Here is a 14,399-nt window from a genome sequence, read left to right on the forward strand (position 1 = left end):
CGTTCGACGGCGGGGCTAGAGTTCGGGGCATGACACTCGGGCGCCGACACTTCCTGGCTGCAGCCGCCGTCGCGCCGTTGGCCGCCTGCGTCACGCAGCCCGGGCCCGCGCCCAGCGGGGAGGTGTCCAGTACCAGCGCCACGCCGTCGCCGAGCCCCACCGCAACGGAGTCGCTGCCGTTCGGGCTGGAGGTGCCCGGCGACGTGCACGCGGTGGTGTTCGACGGCGCGTTCGGCGTCGCCTACGTCCGTGACGCCGCGCGCACCATGCGCGAGAACCATCCCGGGTTGCGCGTCACCGTCGAGTCGAGCGACGACATCACGGCCGACGTCAGCGCCCTGTTCGAGGAGGGTGAGACGCCGCCAGACCTGGTGGACAACTCCGGCAGCCACCAGCTCGCCGTCGCCGACATCGCCGACCGGCTGCTGCCGCTCGACGACCTCATGGCCGCCGAGAACCTCGAGGGCGAGACCATCGCGGAGACGCTGTACAGCGGCGTGGTGCAGGCCGGCACCTTCAACGGGCGCCATGTCGCGCTCGACTACGCACTGAGCGTCTTCGGCCTGTGGCACTCGGCAAGCCACTTCGCCGCCCAGGGGTGGGCGGTGCCCACGGCGTGGGACGAGTTGCTGGAACTGGGCGAGCAGGCCAAGGGCCTCGGGCAGCACCTGTTCGTGTGGGGCGACGAGGCCGCGTCGTACTACGCCGAGCTGGCGATCTCGTCCGCCATCAAGGAGGGTGGCCACGAGGTGCGCCGGGCCCTCGACAACCTGGAGGCCGACGGCTGGCGCCACCCCGCCGTCGCCGGCGTGTTGCAGGCCATGGAGGCGTGCGTCGAGGCGGGTTTCGTGCTGCACGGCGGGGCTTACATCGAGGCGCAGGCCGAGTGGTCGCTGCAGCAGAGGGCGCTGTTCTACCCGTCGGGGTCGTGGATCGCCAGGGAGATGGACAGCCGCACCACGCAGGGTTTCGAGATGACGGTGGCGCCGGTGCCGACGTTGACCGCGGCACCCACCCTGCCGCCGGCGGCCGTGCACGCCCAGCCGGTCGAGCAGTTCATCGTGCCGGAGGACGCGGACAACCCGGCCGGTGGCTTGGAGTTGCTGCGGGTGATGCTGTCGCGGCAGGCCGCAGAGGCGTTCGCGCGGACCAACCTGGTGCCCACCGTCGTGCGCACCACGGTGCCCGCCGACCTGGAGTCGACGGCGCTGGTGGCGCAGACACGGTTGCTCGCCGACGCCGGGGAGGACGTCTACTCGTGGCGGTTCGTCTCCCACTACGGGTTGACCGAGGACTACAACCGGCTCTGGGGACGGTTCCTCTCCGGCGACCTCGGCGCCGCCGCGCTCGGTGATGAACTGCAGTCGCTGTCCGACGCCGTGCGCGAGGACCCCAGCATCCGGCGCTACACCGTCGACTGAGGCGGGACGTCGCAGACCTGGGCCCGACGTCGCAGACCTGGGCCCGACGTCGCAGACCGCGGACGTCCTCGCAGACAGTCCTCTGTCTGCGACACCATCGCCCGTCTGCGAAGTCACCGGAAGTCTGCGAAGACCGGCCGAGATCGGCGGCAGGTGCGAGGGCCTCGGCCGTCGTCGCAGACCTGGGCCCGACGTTGCAGACCGCGGACGTCCTCGCAGACAGTCCTCTGTCTGCGACACCATCGCCCGTCTGCGAAGTCACCGGAAGTCTGCGAAGACCGGCCGAGATCGGCGGCAGGTGCGAGGGCCTCGGCCGTCGTCGCAGACCTGGGCCCGACGTTGCAGATCGCGGACGTCCTCGCAGACAGTCCTCTGTCTGCGACACCGTCGCCCGTCTGCGAAGTCACGGCAGGTCTGCGACACCGTCGCCCGTCTGCGAAGTCACGGCAGGTCTGCGACACCATCGCCCGTCTGTGAAGTCACCCGCAAGTCTGCGACGACGGGCCGGGCGACGTCGACAGCCTCCGGGAGCCGCGACCCAAGCAGCCGCTACGCGGGCACCTTGCCGCGACCCAAGCAGCGCCAACGTGGGCATCTGCGGCGACAAACCACCCCAGGCGACTCCCAAGCCAAGCGGTCAGCGCCCCCGGCGCCCGGTACCGAAGATGCTCCTCACGATCTCGCGGCCCGCGGTCCTCATGATGTCCTTGAACACAGGCGACTTCGTCACCTGCTCCACCAACGACGGGTTCTCCCGCTCGTACCGACGCCGCTCGGCCTCGGCCTGTTTCCGCTCCCGTTCCAGGCGGGCCAGCTCACGCTCGTTGTCGCGCTGCTGCTTGTCCCACTCCTTCTGGAGCCGTTCCTCTTCCTTCTTCGCCGCCGCCTCGGCCTCTGCGCGCTGCGCCTCGAGCCGTTCAGCCTCCGCCTCCGCAGCCCCCTCCGCCAGGCGGCGGGTCAGGATCTCGTACGCCGACTCCCTGTCCACGGCCTGCCCGTACCGAGCCGACAACGGCGACGCGTCGACGGCGGCGCGCAGCCGGTCCTCAGGCGTGGGCGACATCGACGACTCCGGCGCCCACACCCGAGTCCACGCCACCGGCGTCGGCGCGCCCTTCTCACTCATCACCGTGACGATCGCCTCGCCGATCCCCAGTTGCTGCAGCACCTGCTCGAGGTCGTAGTGGGAGTGCGGGTAGGTGTCGACGGTGGCCTTCAGCGCCTTCGCATCGTTGGGCGTGTGCGCCCTGAGCTGGTGTTGGACGCGCGATCCCAGCTGCGCCAGCACGTCGTCGGGCACGTCCTTGGGCGTCTGCGTCACGAAGAACACGCCGATGCCCTTGGACCGGATCAGCCGCACGGTCTGCGTGATGGCCTGCAGGAACGCCTTCGATGCGTCGTTGAACAGCAGGTGCGCCTCGTCGAAGAAGAACACGAGCTTCGGCTTGTCGACGTCGCCCACCTCGGGCAGTGACGTGAACAGGTCTGCCAGCAGCCACATCAGGAACGTGGAGAACAGCGCCGGTTGCGTGGCCAGCTGCGGCAGTTCCAGCAGCGACACGATGCCGCGCCCATCTGCGGCCACCCGCATCAGTTCCGACGGCTCGAACTCGGGCTCCCCGAAGAACACGTCGCCGCCCTGGTCCGCCAGCGTCACGAGCGAGCGCAGGATCACGCCCGCCGTCGCCGTCGAGACGCCGCCGATGCCCTTCAGCTCGGGCTTGCCCTCGTCGGAGGTGAGCCACTTGAGCAGTTCGATGAGGTCGTTGAGGTCGAGCAGGAGCAGGCCGTTCTTGTCCGCGTAGTGGAACACCAGCCCCAGCGACGACTCCTGCACCTGGTTGAGCCCCAACACCTTCGACAGCAGGATGGGCCCGAACGACGACACGGCCGCCCGCACCGGCACCCCGATGCCCTGCCCGCCCAGGGCGTAGAACTCGGTGGGGAACGCCGTCGGCTCCCACGCCTGGCCCTGCGCCTCCGCCCGAGCGCGGATCTTCTCGGTGGACTCGCCGGCCGAGGCCATGCCGCTGAGGTCGCCCTTGATGTCGGCGGCGAACACCGGCACGCCGGCCGCGGACAGCTCCTCCGCCATCACCTGCAGCGTCTTCGTCTTGCCCGTGCCCGTGGCGCCGGCCACCAGGCCGTGCCGGTTGAACATCGACAACGGGATGCGGATGGGCGCGTCGACGACGGGCTCACCGTCGACGAGGACGCCCAGCGTCGCTGCCGGCGCCTCGAACGTGTAGCCGGCCCTGATCTGGTCTATGGGTGCTGCTTCGCTCACCCCAGAATCCTTGCACAGGGCACCGTCGGTGGGGGCGGATCAGCGGGCGTGGGGGCGCCCAGTGGGCCGGGGAGCCACCGGGTGTCGGGCTGGTTCGGTAGGCTGGCGGGGTGATCTTCAAGCGAGTCGGCGATTCCCGCCCCTACCCCGACCACGGGTACACCCAGAAGCAGTGGATCGCGATCGCGCCCCACCAGGTGCGTCTCGACGAGCTGGTGACCACCAAGCGCACCCTCGATCTGGAGGCGCTGCTGGAGGAGGATTCGACGTTCTACGGCGACCTCTTCGCCCACGTCGTGTCCTACCGGGGCGAGATGTACCTCGAGGACGGGCTGCACCGCGCACTGCGCGCCGCGCTGCAACAGAGGCAGACAATGCACGCCCGGGTGCTCGAGTTGAAGTAGTCTCCCCCCAACATCCCCGACGAAAGCGACAAGACCCAAGTGCGCATCTTCCGCCTGATAGCCACCCCAGTGATTCTGCTGGGGCTGCTGGGATTCCTCGGCTGGGGCTTCATGTGGGGATGGCGCGAACTCACCGCGCCGCTGCCGACGACGCCGCCCACGCCGTGCGTGACGGAGGCCACCGACATCGTGACGCCCGCCCTGGTGACCGTCAACGTCTACAACGGCGGCTTCACCACCGGCCTGGCGCGCCGGCTGGGCACGTACCTGACGGACGCCGGCTTCCAGGTGGGGAAGGTCGACGACACCGAGGAGACCATCAAGGAGACCATCATCCGCGGCAACAAGGCGCAATACTCCTCGATGCGCCTGGTGATGTCACACTTCGTCAACCCCAAGGTCGAGTACGACGACCGCATCGACGGCACCATCGACGTGCTGGTCGGCACCGCCTGGGAGGGCTACGCGCCCACGGAGAACATCATCTACCAGGTGTCGCCGGAGGGCGGCACCATCTGCCGGCCGCCGGTCAGCACCGACGAGTCGCCCTCGCCGTCCCCGTCGGTGACCCCCACGACGGAGGGCTGACCCCCACGACGGAGGGCTCACCCCCGCAGCCACACGCCGCGGCGGCACCCCACGCAGACGAAAAACCCCCGGGATTCCTCCCGGGGGTTTCGTGGCGGTGATGGAGGGATTTGAACCCCCGGTAGGTTGCCCTACTCTCGCTTTCGAGGCGAGCTCTTTCGGCCGCTCAGACACATCACCGCGAACCAGTGTAGTGAGTTCCGCCGGTGATGACCAATCGGTGAACCCCGGGTGAATGCGACGGCGGCGCCTCACCGCCGTCGAACGCCCCCGCCGGAGCCGGTTTGCCAGCCGCCGACGCGGGCGGCGTAGAGTGGGCCGGTGCGTGAAATCTCGGCCCTCCTCCGTGTCCCGGGTTTGGCGTTCATCCTCGTGGCGCAACTGGCCGCCCGCTTCCCTGCCGGCATGTACACGCTTGGCATCCTCATGCACGTGGAGCGCGAGAAGGGCTCCTACACCGCCGCCGGCCTGGTCCTCGGGGCGTTCTCGGCGGGCATGGCGCTGGCCGGCCCGCCGGTGTCGCGGCTGCTGAGCCGCTTCGGCACGTTCCGGGTGCTGCTCGTGTGCACCATCGCGTCGGTCGCGGCGCTCTCGGCGCTGGCGCTGTTCCCCACCCTGCCCCTGTTCTGGCTGATCGTGCTGGGCGCCCTGGGCGGCGGCACCGTCCCGCCGGTCATCCCGGCCGTGCGCACCCTGTACCCGCGCATCACCCCGCGCCCGCTGCTGACCGCGCTGTTCAGCTTCGATGCCGCGCTGCAGGAGATCATCTGGGTCATCGGCCCCGTGACGATCACCATGCTGGCGGCGGCCTTCGACACCACCGTGGCGCTGCTGATCGTCGTCGGCGTGCAGATCGCCGGCGGGTTGACGTTCATGCTGGCCCCCGCCGTCCGCACGCTGCGCATCCCGCTGACCAGCCGCAAGCTCGGCCGCGTGCTGCAGAACCCGTCGGTGATCCTGATGATGGTCACCTCGGCGCTGTTCCTGGGGGCCTTCGCCTCCGTCGAGGTGGGCGTCGTCGCGAGCTTCGACGAGGGCTCGGTCACCGCCGGCATCGTGCTGGGCATCACCTCGTTCGGGTCGCTCATCGGCGGGCTCGCCGCCGGAAACCGGCCCATCAACCGCTGGTCGCTGGCGTTGCGCACCATGATCATGGTGGTCGGGCTCATCCTCGCCGCGCTGCTGACCGGGTTCTGGGGCCTGTCGGGCGCCCTGTTCATCGCCGGCATCGGGATCGCGCCCGCGCTGGCCGCCGTCTCGGCCGTCATCGCCGGCAGCGTGCCGTTCGCCGACACCGCGGAGGCCTACGGGTGGATCGGCACCGGCCAGCTGCTGGGCACCTCGATCTCCGCCGCCATCGCCGGTGTCGCCATCGACGCGGTCGGCGCCCAGGGCGCCCTCGTGGTCGCGGCCAGCATGGGCGTGCTGGCGCTCATCGTCGCCGCCGTCTTCCGCAAGGCGCAGCCCGACCTGAGCGGCGGCATCTCCGTCCTCGACTGAGGCTCGATTTTCCGGGTGTGGCCTTGTGTCACGATCACCGCACCTGGGGCCACATGGTGACAAAAGGCCACACCGGGATTTCGGCACCCTGCGCCGTCAGCGCTTGTCAACGAAGAATTCCTCGAGCACCGCGGCGCATTCGGCCTCCAACACGCCCGAAGTCACCGTCGGGCGGTGGTTCAGGCGCGGGTCGCGCACCACGTCCCACAGAGACGCGACGGCCCCGGCCTTCTCGTCGAACGCGCCGAAGACCAGGTGCTCGATGCGAGACGCGACGATGGCCCCGGCGCACATGGTGCACGGCTCCAGCGTGACCACCAGCGTGCAGCCCGTCAGGCGCCACTCCCCCACGACGGCGGCCGCGCGCCGGATGGCGACGACCTCGGCGTGGGCGGTGGGGTCCCCGGTGAGCTCGCGCTCGTTGCCGCCGACGGCGATGACGTCGCCGCCGGGCCCCAGGACCACGGCGCCGATCGGCACGTCACCGTGCGCCTCCGCCGCCACGGCCTCAGCCAGCGCACGACGCATCGCGTCATGCCAACGGGTGCCCACGGCCCCGGTCAGTCGTCGAAGGACTCGACGGCGCGCTCGAACTCGGCGCCGACCTTCAGCTTCTTCGCGATGACGCCGAGCAGCACGTCGGAGTCCTCGTCGTAGTCGGTGGCGATGGCCTCCATCTCGAAGCCGCGCAGGCCGCTGGCGGCGTAGAGCTCGAGGTCGCCGATCGGGAAGGAGTCGTCGTCCTCGTCCGGCACCTCCTCGCCGAGGTAGTCGACGACGTCGCGGGCCAGCGGCCAGTCGTTGGCGGCCGTCGCGTCCGACAGGAGGACCTCGACGGTGCGGCCCCGCACGCGGCACAGCACGAAGAATTCGCCGGCCACCGAGACCCAGCCGTCGGCCCCGGAGTCGCCTGGGAGGCGGCTCAGCTGGCGGATGAGTTCGTCGAGGTCGTTGGCGAGTTCGTAGTCCATGGGCACCGCCGTGGCCTTGCCGTCCTCGCGGTACAGCGCCACCACGAGGTCGATGTCGTCCTCGGAGGCGTCCTCCAGGTCGTCATCGTCGTCGTAGTCATCGAAGTCGTCGTCGTCGGATTCCTCGACGTCGTCCTTCAAGTCGAACGGCTCCGCATCCTCATCGAACACGTCCACAACCCACTCCTCCCGACAAATCCGGTGCCTCGTCCATCCTTGCACGCTTCACGCGGCAGAGACAGGCCGGTGCCCAACCCGCTACGCGGACGTGCTCGGATATGGGAAAGTTGACCCGTGGAACTACACGTCGTCGAACACCCGCTGGTCCATCACAAGCTCACCGTGCTGCGCGACAAGCGCACCCCGCAGCCCGTCTTCAGGCGGCTCGTCGAAGAGCTCGTCACGCTGCTGGCCTACGAGGCCACCCGCGGCGTGCGGGTCGGCGAGGTGGAGATCGAGACCCCCGTGGCCCGCACCACCGGCGTGAAGCTGGCGCAGCCCGCGCCGCTGGTCGTGCCCATCCTGCGCGCCGGCCTGGGCATGCTCGACGGCATGCTGCGGCTGGTGCCGACGGCCGAGGTGGGCTTCCTCGGCATGATCCGCGACGAGAAGACGCTGCAGCCCATGACCTACGCCGAGCGGCTGCCGCAGGACCTGTCCGGGCGCCAGTGCTACGTGCTCGATCCGATGCTCGCCACCGGCGGCTCGCTGGGCGGCGCCATCCAGTACCTCGTCGACCGCGGCGCCGACGACATCACTGCCATCTGCCTGACCGCCGCCCCCGAGGGGGTCGACAAGCTGCAGCACCTCCTGGCGGACCTCCAGGTGCCGTGCCGGGTGGTGGTCGCCTCGCTCGACGAGCGGCTCAACGACGCCGGCTACATCGTGCCCGGCCTGGGCGACGCCGGCGACCGGCTGTACGGGCTGGCCGAGTAGGGGTTCCGCACCCCCGCCCGGGGGGCGCGAGGGGCCGACGGCTAGGTTGGGTCCATGGCCGGGAAATCGTCGAGGGGATGGCTGACCAACCAGCACGGCGCGTGGGCGATGATCATCGTCCCGTTCCTCGTGGGGCTCGTCCTGGTGTCGCCCCACCGCCCGCTCGACCTCGGTGACGCCGCGCTCGGCGTCACCTGGCTCATCGGCTACTTCGCGTTCAACGCCCTCGTCCTGGCCATCAAGGCGGCGCCGAGGCGCCGGCCCGAGTACCTCCCCGCGGCCGGCGTCTACGGCGGGATCGCCGTCGCGGCCGGCCTCGCGACGCTGTGGTTCCGCGGCTGGGAACTCCTTCTCTGGGCGCCGGTCTACGCCGTCCTGCTCGGCGCCGCGTTGTGGCTGGCGGCGTCGAAGCGCGAGCGCTCGGTGCTCTCGGGTGTGCTGACCATCGTGGCTTCCTGCGGCCTGATGGCCGTGCTGCGCTCCACCGGCGACGGCGGCGCGGTGCGACCGGAGGAGGTGGCGGTCATGGTGGCCATCACCGCGTACTTCGTGGGGACGGTCTTCCACGTCAAGGCCCTCATCCGGGAGCGCAACAATCCCCATTCGGCGCCGCGCTCGTTGGCCTACCACGGCGTGCTGGCCGCTCTGGTGCTGGCCGCGGTCGTCGTCGGCTGGCTCAATTGGGCGTGGTTGCTCTGGGCGTCGGCGCTGGTGGCACGCGCCTGGTGGATGCCGCGCGAGAGGCGCAGGCCGGCGCAGATCGGCGTCGTGGAGATCGTGCTGTCGGCCGCGGCGCTGCTGCTGGTGCTGTTCGCCTGAGCCCGCCGCGCCAGCTTGCGCCAATCTGCTTGGCCGCGGCCGCTACCTTCTACTGTGGGCAGCAGTCGAGAGAGGGGTCACGCGTGAGCGATCAGGTTCTGGAGGGCATGGGGGCGATCGTCGCCGACGGCGGCGTCGGGTTCCGCGTGTGGGCGCCGAACGCCGACGAGGTCAGCGTCTTCGGCGAGTTCAACGACTGGGACACCGCGGCCCACCCGCTCACCCGGGAGAACGACGAGGGCTACTGGTACGGCTACGTCGAGGGCGCGAAGGCGGGCCAGGAGTACAAGTTCCACCTGGTCAACGGCGACCTCGAGTTGGACCGCAACGACCCGTACGCCCGCGAGGTGACCAACTCGGTGGGCAATTCGGTGATCGTGGACCCGCTCGACTTCGACTGGGAGGGCGACGACTACACGCTCCCCGCCCACAACGAGATCGTGGTCTACGAGGCCCACGTCGGCTCGTTCTTCGCCAAGGGCGACGACAACGGCGACTTCGCGATGATGGCGCAGAAGCTGCAGCACGTCGTCGACCTGGGCTGCAACGTCGTGCAGCTCATGCCGGTGGCGGAGTTCGCCGGCGACCTGTCCTGGGGCTACAACCCGGCCCACATCTTCGCCGTCGAGTCCGGCTACGGCGGCCCCCGCGCGTACCGCGAGTTCGTGAAGCAGGCCCACCGGATGGGCCTGGGCGTGATCCAGGACGTCGTCTACAACCACTTCGGCCCGTCAGACCTGGACCTGTGGCAGTTCGACGGCTGGCAGGAGAACGACAAGGGGGGCATCTACTTCTACAACGACCACCGCTCGTCGACCCCCTGGGGCGACACCCGCCCCGACTACGGCCGCGCAGAGGTCCGCCGCTTCATCCACGACAACGCCCTCATGTGGCTGCGCGAGTTCCACGTCGACGGCCTGCGCTACGACATGACGCCCTACATGCGCTCCGTCGACGCCACCGGGTTCGACATCATCGACGGCTGGACGCTGCAGTCGTGGATCAACCGCGACATCCGCGAGCAGTTCCCCGACGCGCTGCTGATCGCCGAGGACATGCACTCCAACCCGCTCGTCACGGGTTTCGACCACGACGGCGCTGGCTACCACTCGCAGTGGGACCCCAACTTCGTGCACCCCGTCCGCAAGGCGCTGCGCGAGTACGACGACGCCCACCGCAGCATCGACGACATCGCCGACGCGCTGACCTTCACCTACGACGGCGACGCGTTCCGCCGGGTGGTCTACACCGAGTCGCACGACGAGGTGGCCAACGGCAAGGCCCGCGTCGTCGCGGAGGTGCAGCCGGGTGACCAGCAGGGCTGGTTCGCCCAGAAGCGCTCGACGCTGGGCGCCGCGCTGGTCATGACGGCCCCGGGCATCCCGATGCTGTTCCAGGGCCAGGAGTTCCTCCAGGGCGACTGGTTCCGCGACGACGTGCCGCTGGATTGGCACCTGCGTCGCGAGCACCACGGCATCGTCCAGCTCTACGCCGACCTCATCACGCTGCGCCGCAACCTCTTCGGCGAATCCCGCGGGCTACAGGGGCAGGGCATCAACGTCTTCCACCGCAACGAGGGCGCCAAGGTGCTCGCGTTCCAGCGGTGGTACGACCACGGCGTGGGCGACGACGTCGTCGTCGTGGCGAACTTCTCCGGCGAGGCGCGCGACGACTACCGCATCGGGCTGCCCACCGGGGGCCGGTGGGAGCTGAAGCTCAACTCCGACGCAACGCTGTACTCCGACGACTTCGGCGACCACCCGTCGGGCGACCTGCACGGGGTCGACGAGGGGCTCGACGGGTTCGGCTCCTCGGCCACGCTGACCGTCGCGCCGTACTCGGTCTTGATCTACAGCTACGCCGGCTGACGCGCGTCGACTCCCCCTAGAGTCGGGGGCATGGACGAGGCGCAGCGCATCGAGGCGTTCTGGCAGTGGTGGGGGCGGCACGCCGGGCCGCTGGCGTCGTTGCTCGACTCCGGTGCCGAGGAGGCCGCGGTGCGCACGTTCGGGCCGCTGTTGACCGAGCACCTCGAGCAGGTCGACCCGCGCCTGGGGTACCGGATCGACGACAACGCGGGGCGCAGCCGTCGGACGCTGACGATCTCGGCGCACGGGCAGCCGTGGTTGATGCCGCTGGCCCGTCGGGTCCGTGATGGCGCCCCGGCGCCGGATCGGCACTGGTCGTACTCGAATTTCATCAAGCGGTCGCCCGACCCGATGGCGGTGACGTTCGCAGTCGACGGGGTCTCGTTGGAGTTGCGGGAGACCCAGGTGGCGTACCGTGACATGGCGCGCCGGGTGGACGTCGGCGTGTGGCACCCGCACTTCGGGCCGTTCTCCGCGGAGCAGCGGGCGTCGCTGGCGGAGGCGATGGTCGACATCGCGCTCGGCGAGGAGCACGTCCAGTGCTGGGTGGGCGAGCTCGCCGCGCTCGACGAGCCGGCCGAGGACCCGACGGACCTGTTGGGGCTGCGGCGCTTCGTCGACGACGTGCGCACCCGGTTCGTCGAGCTGCCCGACGTCAGCCCGTGGACGGTCATACAGGGCACCCGCTACGACGGCCGCGAGCTCCACGCCCGCATCCGCGTGCCGCTGTGCGTGGCGAGGGAGCCGCTGCTGGAGAAAGTGGTCACCATCCGGATGCGCCTCGACGGCGGCTCGCCCGAGCCTGACGAGGTCGAGGAACTGATCGGCGAGGCCATCGACGCCGACGGCGAACTGGTGGCCGTCGAGACACTGGGCGCGCTGCGCACCTGGTACTGCTACGTGCGGCCCGACACCGGGGCCGCGCAGCGCCTGCTCGACCTGGCCGGGGCGGCTGGCCTCCCCGTCGAAGCCGCGAACGACCCGACCTGGGAGGTCGTGGCCCACCTCAGCTGAGTTGCCGGCGGGCCTCCATGAGGGCGAAGCCCTGGATGTTGAGCCCGGGCCAGCGGGCGGGTTCGCGGGCGGCGGGGTCGTCGGAGGAAAGCCCGATGCCCCAGACGCGGTCGATGGGAGAGGCCTCCACGAGGATCTTCGAGCCGGTCGACTTCAGGTACTGCAGCAGGTGGGGGTGCGCGCCGAACTTCGCCAGGTTGGCGGCGACGGCGATCTCGAAGCGGTGCCGCTTCCACACCTCGTCGTTGAACGGCCGCACGGACCGGCCGATGGCCCGAGCCTTCGTCGGGGCCTCAGCGCGGAGCACGCGCTGCGCGGCGTGGTGGTCGCCGAACAACTGGGCCTTGCGCCACGTGACGTAGTGCTGCGCGGTGCGGAACACCTCACCGTCGGCCTCGAAGTCGGCCTGGTAGTTCTCGCTGAGGCACCCGCGGTCGAGCTGACCCGGCACGTCCGGGGTGTGGCCCCAGAAGAGCAGGTAGTGCGGTCGCACGCCGGCCGAGACGGAGGCCCTGAGGTCTGCCACCGAGAGCGGTTCGAGGAGCACCATTGGCCCGTCACCTTCCATGCAGCGCTGAAGTCATGGCGTCACAGTACTCAGGGACGGTCCACTTCAGCTGCCCGTGCCCAGAGGTCGGACGTACTATCTATCAGGGCATCGCCGCTAGTCAGCCGCTAGACGGTCAGTAGTAGTAGGGGAACTTCGACCAGTCGGGCGTTCGCTTCTCGAGGAACGAGTCGCGGCCCTCGACGGCCTCGTCGGTCATGTAGGCCAGGCGGGTGGTCTCGCCGGCGAAGATCTGCTGGCCGACCAGCCCGTCGTCGATGGCGTTGAAGGCGTACTTCAGCATGCGCTGCGCAGTCGGCGACTTGCCGCAGATCTTCGCGGCCCACTCCAGGCCGACGTCCTCCAGCTCGGCGTGCGGGACGACGCGGTTGACCATGCCCATGCGGTGGGCGTCCTCGGCGTCGTGGACGTCGCCGAGGAAGAAGATCTCGCGGGCGAACTTCTGCCCCACCTGGCGGGCGAGGTACGCCGAGCCGTAGCCGGCGTCGAACGAGCCGACGTCGGCGTCGGTCTGCTTGAACTTGGCGTGCTCGCGGGAGGCGAGGGTGAGGTCGGCGACGACGTGCAGCGAGTGCCCGCCGCCCGCGGCCCAGCCGTTGACGAGGGCGATGACCACCTTCGGCATGAAGCGGATGAGCCGCTGGCATTCGAGGATGTGCAGCCGGCCGAGCTTCGCGGCGTCGACGGATTCTGCGGTCTCGCCCTCGGCGTACTGGTAGCCGGCGCGGCCGCGGATGCGCTGGTCGCCGCCGGAGCAGAACGCCCAGCCGCCGTCCTTCTCCGACGGGCCGTTGCCCGTGAGCAGGACGCAGCCGACGTCCGAGGACGTACGGGCGTGCTCGAGGGCCTGGTAGAGCTCGTCGACCGTGTGCGGCCTGAAGGCGTTGCGCACTTCCGGCCGGTCGAACGCGATCCGCACCGCCGGCACGTCCTTGGCGCGGTGGTAGGTGATGTCGGTGAACTCGAAGCCCTCGACAGCGGTCCACAGCTCCGGGCGGAAGGGGTTGCTCATGGGGCCAACCCTATCGGCGGGGCGGCGACGTCGCAGACCTGAGCCCGTCGTCGCAGACCTGAGCGCCACCTCGCAGACCGCCGCCCGAGTCGCAGACAGAGGACTGTCTGCGACGACACCCGCCGTCTGCGACGTCACCCGCTGTCTGCGACATCCAGCCCCAGTCTGCGACGGTGAGCCAACGTCTGCGACGACACCCTCACGCCCGCGCGGAGCTCACCCCCGCACAGGGGCGAGCGGTCAGAGGTAGCCGCGACGGACGGTCTCACCCAAGCGGTCAGGGAAGTTCGTGATGATCGCGTCCACGCCGATGTTCTTCAACCACAACGCGTCCTCGTCGTTGTTCACGGTCCACGCGTGCACCTTGATGCCCCGCTCGTGGCACAGCCACACGAAGTCGGGGTTGCGCAGCGCCAGGTAGTGCGGGTGCACGGCCCCGGCGCCGAACCACTGCGCGTACTCCCACGGCTCGTAGAGCCCGTCGGAGGACAGCAACCCGAGGTGGTCGGGCGACACCCGTCCCCGCAGGTTGGCCAGGCTGTAGTGGTTGAACGACGAGAACAGGGTCTGGTCCAGCATCCCGGCGTCCGCGACGGCGGCGAGCACGTCGTGCTCCAGCCCCGGATACAGCTCGACGGTGTTCTTCAGCTCGATGTTCACCGTCGCGCTGGTGCCTCGGGCGAGGTCCAGCACGTCGCGCAACAGCGGGATCTTCGTGTTGCGACGACCGGGGAACCCGTGCGAGAAGTCCGCGCCCCGCAGTTCCTCGAGGGTCTGCTCGACCACCTTGCCGAAGCCGTTCGAGGTGCGGTTGATCGTCTCGTCGTGGATCACGACGAGTTGTCCGTCCGCGGTGCGTTGGACGTCGAGTTCGAGGCCATTGGCGCCCATCTTCAGGGCGAGCTCGAAGGCTGGCAGGGTGTTCTCCGGCGCGTACGCGGAGGCGCCGCGATGGGCCCAGATTGCAGTCACGACTCCCATCCTTTCACCTCACCGCAAGCTGGGCACATT

14 protein-coding genes and 1 tRNA gene are annotated in these 14,399 nt (G+C 69.8%); 8 read left to right on the plus strand and 7 right to left on the minus strand.

The window, feature by feature from the left end; all coding sequences use genetic code 11:
- Positions 1–29 precede the first annotated feature (29 nt).
- A complete protein-coding gene (ngcE, locus tag ABEA30_RS07660; RefSeq protein ID WP_345581435.1) occupies positions 30–1,421 on the plus strand; it encodes an N-acetylglucosamine/diacetylchitobiose ABC transporter substrate-binding protein in 1,392 nt (463 codons plus the stop codon).
- Positions 1,422–2,058: 637 nt separating this feature from the next.
- Here ngcE and ABEA30_RS07665 read toward each other — a convergent pair.
- Complete coding sequence (locus ABEA30_RS07665; protein WP_345581438.1) at positions 2,059–3,708, minus strand: helicase HerA-like domain-containing protein; 1,650 nt, start codon at positions 3,706–3,708, stop codon at positions 2,059–2,061.
- Between the two features lie 110 nt (positions 3,709–3,818).
- On the opposite strand from ABEA30_RS07665, the gene ABEA30_RS07670 reads away from it, so the two are divergent.
- Together ABEA30_RS07670 and ABEA30_RS07675 are read left to right on the plus strand one after the other, a co-directional pair.
- Complete coding sequence (locus ABEA30_RS07670; protein WP_345581441.1) at positions 3,819–4,112, plus strand: type II toxin-antitoxin system VapB family antitoxin; 294 nt, start codon at positions 3,819–3,821, stop codon at positions 4,110–4,112.
- A gap of 39 nt (positions 4,113–4,151) precedes the next feature.
- On the plus strand, positions 4,152–4,700 hold the full coding sequence (locus ABEA30_RS07675) for a LytR C-terminal domain-containing protein (RefSeq protein WP_345581444.1): 549 nt from the start codon (positions 4,152–4,154) through the stop codon (positions 4,698–4,700).
- A 92-nt stretch (positions 4,701–4,792) separates the two neighbouring features.
- Here ABEA30_RS07675 and ABEA30_RS07680 read toward each other — a convergent pair.
- Positions 4,793–4,880, minus strand: a tRNA-Ser gene (locus tag ABEA30_RS07680).
- 141 nt (positions 4,881–5,021) lie between these two features.
- Between ABEA30_RS07680 and ABEA30_RS07685 the strand changes: the two genes are divergently transcribed.
- The gene (locus ABEA30_RS07685) at positions 5,022–6,200 is read left to right on the plus strand and encodes an MFS transporter (RefSeq protein WP_345581447.1); all 1,179 of its coding nucleotides are present in this window, start codon (positions 5,022–5,024) and stop codon (positions 6,198–6,200) included.
- 96 nt (positions 6,201–6,296) lie between these two features.
- On the opposite strand, the gene tadA is transcribed toward ABEA30_RS07685, so the two are convergent.
- Together tadA and ABEA30_RS07695 are read right to left on the minus strand one after the other, a co-directional pair.
- Positions 6,297–6,728, minus strand: a complete 432-nt coding sequence (tadA, locus tag ABEA30_RS07690; RefSeq protein WP_345581450.1) for a tRNA adenosine(34) deaminase TadA — start codon at positions 6,726–6,728, stop codon at positions 6,297–6,299.
- Between the two features lie 32 nt (positions 6,729–6,760).
- Positions 6,761–7,348, minus strand: coding sequence for a tRNA adenosine deaminase-associated protein (locus ABEA30_RS07695; protein ID WP_345581453.1), 588 nt, complete (start codon positions 7,346–7,348; stop codon positions 6,761–6,763).
- Between the two features lie 117 nt (positions 7,349–7,465).
- On the opposite strand from ABEA30_RS07695, the gene upp reads away from it, so the two are divergent.
- The 4 genes from upp (at position 7,466) to ABEA30_RS07715 (ending at position 11,808) form a co-directional block, all read left to right on the plus strand.
- Complete coding sequence (upp, locus tag ABEA30_RS07700; RefSeq protein ID WP_345581456.1) at positions 7,466–8,107, plus strand: uracil phosphoribosyltransferase; 642 nt, start codon at positions 7,466–7,468, stop codon at positions 8,105–8,107.
- Positions 8,108–8,161: 54 nt separating this feature from the next.
- Complete coding sequence (locus ABEA30_RS07705; RefSeq protein ID WP_345581459.1) at positions 8,162–8,926, plus strand: YwiC-like family protein; 765 nt, start codon at positions 8,162–8,164, stop codon at positions 8,924–8,926.
- Positions 8,927–9,009: 83 nt separating this feature from the next.
- Positions 9,010–10,794: an alpha-amylase family glycosyl hydrolase gene (locus ABEA30_RS07710; protein ID WP_345581462.1), complete on the plus strand. Its 1,785-nt coding sequence runs from the start codon at positions 9,010–9,012 to the stop codon at positions 10,792–10,794.
- 30 nt (positions 10,795–10,824) lie between these two features.
- Positions 10,825–11,808, plus strand: coding sequence for a hypothetical protein (locus tag ABEA30_RS07715; RefSeq protein WP_345581465.1), 984 nt, complete (start codon positions 10,825–10,827; stop codon positions 11,806–11,808).
- On the opposite strand, the gene ABEA30_RS07720 is transcribed toward ABEA30_RS07715, so the two are convergent.
- The 3 genes from ABEA30_RS07720 to ABEA30_RS07730 all read right to left on the minus strand — a co-directional run bounded on the left by ABEA30_RS07720 (position 11,801) and on the right by ABEA30_RS07730 (position 14,360).
- Entirely contained in the window at positions 11,801–12,358 is a 558-nt protein-coding gene (locus ABEA30_RS07720; RefSeq protein ID WP_345581468.1) for an NADAR family protein, read from the minus strand. The two genes, ABEA30_RS07715 and ABEA30_RS07720, sit on opposite strands and share 8 nt — an antisense overlap.
- Positions 12,359–12,491: 133 nt before the next feature.
- Positions 12,492–13,388 carry a 1,4-dihydroxy-2-naphthoyl-CoA synthase gene (locus tag ABEA30_RS07725; protein WP_345581471.1) on the minus strand — a complete coding sequence of 299 codons (897 nt, stop codon included), beginning with the start codon at positions 13,386–13,388 and terminating at the stop codon, positions 12,492–12,494.
- Positions 13,389–13,628: 240 nt separating this feature from the next.
- Positions 13,629–14,360, minus strand: coding sequence for a glycerophosphodiester phosphodiesterase (locus ABEA30_RS07730; RefSeq protein WP_345581474.1), 732 nt, complete (start codon positions 14,358–14,360; stop codon positions 13,629–13,631).
- Positions 14,361–14,399 lie beyond the last annotated feature (39 nt).

This window comes from Tessaracoccus lubricantis (assembly GCF_039544535.1).
Taxonomy (GTDB): Bacteria; Actinomycetota; Actinomycetes; order Propionibacteriales; family Propionibacteriaceae; genus Arachnia; species Arachnia lubricantis.

Excerpts from the sequence above, each read along its gene's own strand:
- ngcE (WP_345581435.1), top strand. The coding sequence starts at position 30 with ATGACACTCGGGCGCCGACACTTCCTGGCTGCAGCCGCCGTCGCGCCG.
- tadA (WP_345581450.1), bottom strand. The coding sequence starts at position 6,728 with ATGCGTCGTGCGCTGGCTGAGGCCGTGGCGGCGGAGGCGCACGGTGAC.
- ABEA30_RS07705 (WP_345581459.1), top strand. The coding sequence starts at position 8,162 with ATGGCCGGGAAATCGTCGAGGGGATGGCTGACCAACCAGCACGGCGCG.
- ABEA30_RS07715 (WP_345581465.1), top strand. The coding sequence starts at position 10,825 with ATGGACGAGGCGCAGCGCATCGAGGCGTTCTGGCAGTGGTGGGGGCGG.
- ABEA30_RS07720 (WP_345581468.1), bottom strand. The coding sequence starts at position 12,358 with ATGGTGCTCCTCGAACCGCTCTCGGTGGCAGACCTCAGGGCCTCCGTC.
- ABEA30_RS07725 (WP_345581471.1), bottom strand. The coding sequence starts at position 13,388 with ATGAGCAACCCCTTCCGCCCGGAGCTGTGGACCGCTGTCGAGGGCTTC.